The 6,963-nt window shown below is 62.6% G+C and carries 7 protein-coding genes; 5 read left to right on the top strand and 2 right to left on the bottom strand.

Going from position 1 to position 6,963, the window contains the following annotated elements; all coding sequences use genetic code 11:
- The first annotated feature begins 103 nt into the window (after positions 1 to 103).
- The 3 genes from D0550_RS18180 (at position 104) to D0550_RS18170 (ending at position 3,198) form a co-directional block, all read left to right on the top strand.
- A complete protein-coding gene (locus D0550_RS18180; protein WP_116810600.1) occupies positions 104 to 637 on the top strand; it encodes a glycosyltransferase family protein in 534 nt (177 codons plus the stop codon).
- Positions 638 to 819: 182 nt separating this feature from the next.
- Complete coding sequence (locus tag D0550_RS35545) at positions 820 to 1,722, top strand: glycine zipper 2TM domain-containing protein (RefSeq protein WP_116810599.1); 903 nt, start codon at positions 820 to 822, stop codon at positions 1,720 to 1,722.
- An 87-nt stretch (positions 1,723 to 1,809) separates the two neighbouring features.
- Entirely contained in the window at positions 1,810 to 3,198 is a 1,389-nt protein-coding gene (locus tag D0550_RS18170) for a M23 family metallopeptidase (RefSeq protein WP_116810598.1), read from the top strand.
- Positions 3,199 to 3,331: 133 nt separating this feature from the next.
- Here D0550_RS18170 and D0550_RS18165 read toward each other — a convergent pair whose 3' ends face one another.
- Positions 3,332 to 3,586, bottom strand: a complete 255-nt coding sequence (locus tag D0550_RS18165) for a hypothetical protein (RefSeq protein WP_116810597.1) — start codon at positions 3,584 to 3,586, stop codon at positions 3,332 to 3,334.
- A gap of 677 nt (positions 3,587 to 4,263) precedes the next feature.
- Between D0550_RS18165 and D0550_RS18160 the strand changes: the two genes are divergently transcribed.
- Together D0550_RS18160 and D0550_RS18155 are read left to right on the top strand one after the other, a co-directional pair.
- Entirely contained in the window at positions 4,264 to 5,166 is a 903-nt protein-coding gene (locus tag D0550_RS18160) for an NAD(P)-dependent oxidoreductase (protein WP_116810618.1), read from the top strand.
- Positions 5,163 to 5,906, top strand: coding sequence for an SDR family NAD(P)-dependent oxidoreductase (locus D0550_RS18155; RefSeq protein WP_116810596.1), 744 nt, complete (start codon positions 5,163 to 5,165; stop codon positions 5,904 to 5,906). Before D0550_RS18160 ends, D0550_RS18155 begins: the two co-directional genes overlap by 4 nt.
- A gap of 24 nt (positions 5,907 to 5,930) precedes the next feature.
- Here D0550_RS18155 and D0550_RS18150 read toward each other — a convergent pair whose 3' ends face one another.
- On the bottom strand, positions 5,931 to 6,884 hold the full coding sequence (locus tag D0550_RS18150; RefSeq protein WP_116810595.1) for an MBL fold metallo-hydrolase: 954 nt from the start codon (positions 6,882 to 6,884) through the stop codon (positions 5,931 to 5,933).
- Positions 6,885 to 6,963 lie beyond the last annotated feature (79 nt).

Below are 6,963 nucleotides of genomic sequence, written 5' to 3'. Positions count from 1 at the left end.
GGCTCGGAGATGTGTATAAGAGACAGGGCGCGACCCAGGCGGCGCACGACTGGATCTTGTATCTCGACGCGGACGAGTATCTGTCGCCGAACTGGTCGGCGAAATGATGCGTCATCTGCCCGCCCTGCTCGCTTCGGAGAGTGCTGGCGCGACGTTGGTTCGCGCCTCCTGGTTCATGGGCGCGCCGATGCGCTGGTATCGGCCCATGGCGCGAGAAAAGATCACGCGTCTGTATCATCGACGACGTGCCCGCTGGCGCGACGTGCGTGTGCATGAATCGCTGGAATTCACCGGGCACGTCACCCGCTTTCGCGCCCCGGTCTACCACGACCACAATCCCACCCTCGTACATCGTCAATGCAAGCTGCTGCGTTATGCGGAGCTGAAGATGCTCGACTGGCGCGATCGCGGCCGACCCACGCGGCTGTGGGAATGTCCCTTCGTATTCGCGGCGATCTTCAGCAAGGACTACCTGTTGCGGCTCGCGTTTCTGGACGGCTCGCGCGGCTTCGTGGCCGCGTTCATCGAAGCGAGCTATGCAGTCTACAAGCGGCTCCGCTATTTCGAGCTGATCCGCAACCCGGCATCGGCCCACTCCTCTGCCGAGGAGTTCGGTCGGCGCAACCTGCGACTGTAGGAAACAAAGGGGCGCCGTCGGCCCTCAGCGACATCGTCAATCGCCTGAGACGATTTCGAGATGCCGGCTGGTATCGACCCGGTTCGAGAATCTGTGAAATGCGTGTCGGGACGCACCGTCTCGATGACGTAATTTGTGCGTCACTGTCATAACGCGGCCAACGCCGCTGAAGGATTTTCCCGATGAAATCTCAGCACTTGGGTATGTATCTGGCCACCTGCGTGATGGCGGTTGCGCTGACCGGTTGCGGCCGCCAGGACGCCGCCCCTGCAGCGGCCAATACGCCTGATGCGGCGGCTGCGAAGGCAGCCGAACTCGAAGCGCGAGAGCAGCAGCTCGCCCAGCGCGAGGCCGAAATCAAGACCAAGGAAGCCGAGCAGGAGGCGCAGCGCCGTGCCGAGGCTGAAGCAGCTGAACGAGAAGCGGCGAAGGTCGCGGCAGCCAAGAAAGCTGCCGATGAAGCCGCCGCAAAGCGCGCGGCCGCCAAGAAGGCCGCTGAATCACGCCCGGCTGCCGTTGCTCAGAACCCGACGCCGCCGCCGGTCACCGCACCAGTACAAGTACCCGTGGAAATTCGCGCCGGTACGCAACTCGTCGTGGCGCTTACGTCCGACGTCACTACCAAAACCGCCAAGGTTGGCGATCGATTCGAGGCGCGCCTGGCGACGGCATTGCGCAGCGGCGATCGTCTGGTTGCGCCCGAAGGCTCGCGTGTCACCGGAACGGTCACTGAAGTCGTCTCTGGCAGCAGCCAGATTGGCGCGGTGCCGGCGCTCGGCCTGCGCTTCGATCAACTCGAGCTGGCCGATGGCCGGCAGATGCCCATTCGCGGCGAGCTGCAGCAGCTGGGCGAAAGCGAGAAAGGCGCCGACGCCGCGAAGATCCTCGGTGGCGCCGCCGCTGGCGCGGTGATCGGTCATCAGATCAAGCACGGCACCAAGGGCAAGGTGATCGGCGGCATCCTGGGCGGTGCGGCCGGCGCGGTAGTGGCAAAAAATACCGGCTCGGAAGTGCTGCTGCAGGCGGGCTCGCAACTCACGATCGCGCTCGAGCAAGGGTTCGTCGTGACCCAGCCGTCGAGCTGACCTGCGGGATCCTGTAGCTGATTCGAGTCACACAAGCTGCCACAATCGGGCCCGGTAACATTCCAACCGGTGAATCGGGGTTGATCGATGCGAACGTTTCTTGTCCTGCTCGTGCTGCTCGCAGCTGGTGCCGGAGGTGTCTGGTATTACGCGGGCACCCTGCCCGGCCCGACGGTCGAAATCCTCGAGCCCACCAAGGGCGTCGGGCAAAGCGGCCAGCTGACGGTCGAGGTGGCCACGCCGCGCGAGCGCTTGCAGCAGCTGGATGTGTGGCTCGAGCAAAATGGCGAACGCAAGGCGACCTTGTTCAGCCTGAGCGACAGTGCGTCGGCTGCGCAGCTGACGCCGCTGCCGGATCGGGTCCGCGTCACTCGAACGGTGGGCAAACAGGATGTGCCCGAACTGCAGGCAGGTAACGCTCGCATCGTCGTGAGCGCCTCCGGCCCGGTGTTCTTTGGATTGCGGACCGCCTCCGGTGCGGCGGACCACGAGTTCGAGGTTCACCTGACGCCGCCGCAGATTGGCGTACAGTCGGTGCATCACTTCATCAACCAGGGCGGCTCGGAAGTGGTCGTGTATCGCACCACCGCCGGGGCGAAGTCCGGCGTGCGCGTCGGTGACAAGGAATATCCGGGGTATCCCGCCGCCGGCGCCGGAATTGCCGGTGCCAGCCCCGACCTGCATGTGGCCTTCTTCGCGCTGCTGTGGGATCAGGATCCGGCCACCCCGATCAGCCTGTTTGCGCGCGACGACTACGGCAACGAAAGCCGCGCCAGCTTCGACTACCGGGTGATCCCGAAGCGTTTCCGCCAGAGCCGCATCGGGCTGGATGACCGCTTCCTGGGCAAGGTCGTGCCTGCGATCCTGCAGAACACCGCCGACTTCAAGGTGCAGGATCCCGCCGATCTGCTCGCCTCGTTCCTGGCGATCAACCGGGACTTGCGCCGGCAGAACAATGCGACCATCACCGAGCTCGCCAGCCACTCCGCGCCGCGCGTGCTGTGGAAAGACACGTTCAAGCAGCTCGCCAATACCGCGGTCGAGGCGGGCTTCGCCGATCAACGCAGCTACATCTATCGCGACCAGTCGGTCGACCAGCAAACCCATCTCGGGTTCGATCTGGCGTCGACCTCCAATGCGCCGGTGCATGCTTCAAATGCCGGCACTGTCGTCTTCGCGGGCTGGCTGGGCATCTACGGCAACTGCGTGATCGTCGATCACGGTATGGGCTTGCAGTCGCTGTACGCGCACTTGTCCTCCATCGGCGTCAAAGTCGGCGACCCAATCACGGCGGGTCAGGACCTGGGCCGTACCGGCGCCACCGGCATGGCCGGCGGCGATCACTTGCACTTCACCATGCTGCTCAATGGCAACGCGGTGACGCCGGTGGACTGGTGGAGCAAGCAATGGATCCAGGACCGGATCATTCGCAAGTTTCGCGAAGCCGACAGCGCTGTGGCTGCCGGCGGCAACTAGACCCGAATCCAAGCCCGGCACCATAGCACTAGCTATGTGTGCCGCGGCAACGGTGGAACGACCCTCCTGAATGCGCCTTCAATTTGATCGATACGAAGGCCTGCCCCACTGCAGCTCAACAGATCTCCTCTCGTTAAGTCGTCGTCCGTACGTAACCGATTCGGCAATAGCCGGTGCCCGCATCACGAGTTGAATAGACGGTTACGTGAGCCCCGGACGCCTTGGCGGCTAGCAGCGCCGCAACGTACACATGGTAGTTTGGATTGTCCGTGTTGATGTACGCCCAAGTGGCCGTGCCGCCGCACATGGCTGGCGAGCCTTGCAGATCGATTCGGAATGCGTAACTGGGACCGTCGGCGACATCAGCTCCTGCGAGGTAACCCGCCACTGCGCCATCCCATGCCAGTGCAGTTTGCGGGAACGCTAGATAGAGGACGCAGGCAAGCGCAGTAAAGGATCTACGGCGTTGAATTCTGCACATGAGAAAACGCATGGGCGCCGAAACTACGGAAAATTCCCGGTGACTCATTCTTCTGGCCTTCCCTGGTAGCGCTGTTGAGCGTAGCTGAGGTTGCAACTTGTTTTGTATCGTGTCAAGCGAGACACCGTCGCGCAGGCTTGCAACGCCTGCCTCATGCGGGCGTAGCCAGCGACATTGGGATGCAGGCCATCTTCTGAGAACGCAGCATCGAGATGACCGGCGATATTGCTCAGCACGCGGTGGTAGTCGATGCACGCAACGAACGCGCGTCCGGCGTGACATTCAACGTATTGCGGCCCGGTGCCATCCTGACGGATCGATCGCTCGCGTCTCGATGTTCGCTGTGAGGTGTAACGGCTCAATTGACCCGCAACTGTGTCTGCACATTTCAAATCACCGCGACCTGCACGAGATCATTGGCTGGAAAAATCACACCAGCAATAACAAAAAATTGATCCTGCCAGCGCACGCATCATAAATGTTTGCAGCAGCCTCATTATCACGATGCGTTTGCTTGCAATGAAGCATCGATGCTTCCATGATCTTTGCATCCTCGGTTGCAAGCAGACGCGCTCAAGCTCGTGATGAATGAAGATGTTTCGCCGCGCAGTCGCATCGGCTTTCTGGGTCTGGGATTGATGGGACAACCGATGGCGGCGAATCTGTCGCTGTCGGGCACACCTCTCATGGTGTGGAACAGAACGTCCGGCAAGACCGAGCGCATCGTCGAGGCTGGCGCCACGGTCGCGATCGATATCGATGCAATCTTCGATGCGTGCGAGACACTCGTCATGATGCTGGCAACGCCAGCCGCCATCGACGAAGTGCTCGGTCGCGGCGGCCCGCAGTTCAAGCAGCGTCTGCAAGGCCGCCTCATCATCAACACCGGCACGGCGTCGCCTGAATATTCCAGCGCGCTGGCTGCGGACATCCGCGCTGTCGGCGGACGCTACGTGGAAGCGCCCGTATCGGGCTCTCGAAAGCCAGCGGAGGAGCGGCAGCTGGTCGCAATGGTCGCCGGCGATCCGGCGGATGTTGCTGTCGCCAGGCGGCTGCTCGGCCCGATCTGCCGCGAAACCTTCGACTGCGGTCCGGTGCCCGGCGGCCTGAGGATGAAGCTGGCAGTCAACCTGTTCATGATCGTCATGGTGACGGGCCTGGTCGAAACATTTCATTTCGCCGAGCGCGCGAACATCGACGCGAACGCTCTACGCGACGTGCTCGCCGTGACTCCCATGGCGAATCCGGTATCGCAAGTGAAGGCCGCAAAGCTCGCAGCACAGGACTGGGCGCCGCAAGCGGCGCTCGCCGACGTTTTGAAGAACGTCGATCTGATCCTGGATGAGACTGGCGCCGCAAGCGCAGCCACTCCACTCATCGAAACGTGTCGCCGCCTGTACGGCCAAGCCGTGGCACTCGATCGCGGGACCTTCGACATGGTCGCCGTGCAAGCGGCATACACTCATCTCACAGGGACTCGTCCATGAATTCGCATGTGTTGGTCGTCACGGGCGGTGGTCGCGGGATCGGGGCAGAGATCGTGCGCGGCGCGGCGGCTCGCGGCATCGCCGTCGGCTTCTCTTATCAATCGAACGAGCAGGCGGCCCTCGCGCTGGTCGAGGAGATTACCGGTGCAGGCGGAGTCGCATTTGCCGTTCGTCAGGACGTCGCCGCCCCGGAGTCAGCGCGCAGTCTGATGGATGCCATCGAAGCGCGCTTGGGTCCGGTCTCCATGGTGGTCAACAATGCCGGCATCACGGGCCCCATTGGTTCGTTCGTCGCTGCAACCGTCGATACGCTGCGACGAACCACCGAAGTCAATCTCCTGGGCACCATGTGGCTCGCTCAAGAGGCAGCGCGACGCTGGCTGGCGCGTGGCACCGCCGGCCGCATGGTCAATGTTTCTTCGATTGCCGCGACGCTCGGCGCGCCTGGTGAATACGTGCACTATGCCGCGACCAAGGCGGGGGTCGAAGCGCTAACGGTGGGTCTAGGCAAGGAGCTCGCACCCAAGGGCATCCGCATCAATGCGGTGTCGCCCGGCACCGTCTTCACCGACATCCACGCGGCTGCCGGTGAGCCCAACCGCCCCGCTCGTGTCGTCTCGCGAATCCCGAGCGGGCGTGTCGGTGAACCTGAGGAAATTGCTGCCGCTGTGCTGTGGCTGCTTTCGGACGAGGCGTCCTATGTGAATGCGACGGTGCTGCGAGTGTCGGGTGGGATCTAGTTTTAGATCCCACGCCGAATTTGCTCAGGGCAGCTTGCCTTCCAGCTCCTGATAAACCTTCGCAACCGCCACGGGGCCCTGACTGCCGCTCGCCGGCCACTTCTGATACGGACCCCAGTTCGCCTGTTCCATCGCCGGACACTCCCTCGGCGACTCGCACTTCAAACCCGCCGCGTGCAGGCGCTTCGACTCGACCATCACGGCCTCGATCGCCTTCTTGAACTCGACGAGATCCTGCTTCATCACCGCCGGACCATCGGTGAAGCCGTGACCGGGGATGTACAAGGAAACATCCATCGCCAATGCCTTGTCGATGGTCGCAATCCACTCACTCGGATAAGCGCTGCGCATCGCGGGGAACAGGCCGCGCAGATACACCTCGCTCATGAACAAAACCTTGCTGGCCGGCAGATAGACCACCAGATCGCCGCCAGTATGTGCGCGCCCCAGGTTCAGCACTTGAACCTCGGTGCCACCCAACTTGATCGTCTCGCGATCTTTCACCAACTTCGTCGGCACCGCGGCGTTCTTGTTTTTCGCAAGCGCCTCTTTCGAGAAGGCGGTTGCAACAAACACAGCATCGGGATACGCAGCCGTCAAAGCCGCGTTGCCGGCGGTATGGTCACCGTGGTCGGAGCCAACCACCACATACTTGATGGGCTGGGATGTAACTTTCTTGATCTGATCGATCAGCTGCTGGCTCTCGGGCACGCTGCCCTGGCCGTCGACCACCAGCACGCCCTGCTTCGTAATCACCACGAGCGAAACCGTGGTGAAGATGGCACCGCTGGTATCCGGAGAGTGCACGCCCTCGAAGATATAAGCGTCCGGCGCGACCTTTTGCCAGCGCGGGAAATCTTCCTTTTTCAAGCCATTGTCGGCGAGCGCCGAAGAGCGAACCGAATCCGGGCCGGCGGCCAGCGCGGGAAGGGTCAGGAGACCGGCCAGCAGGCCAGCAAGCAGACGATGAGATCTCATGCGATTCGACTCCAGCTACGCAACGATGGAACGGACATCACAACATCTGGCAGTCCGGGGCGGACGTTACCGCCCGCCC

The organism is Steroidobacter cummioxidans, assembly GCF_003104955.1.
This window is presented reverse-complemented; position numbering and strand designations above follow the sequence as displayed.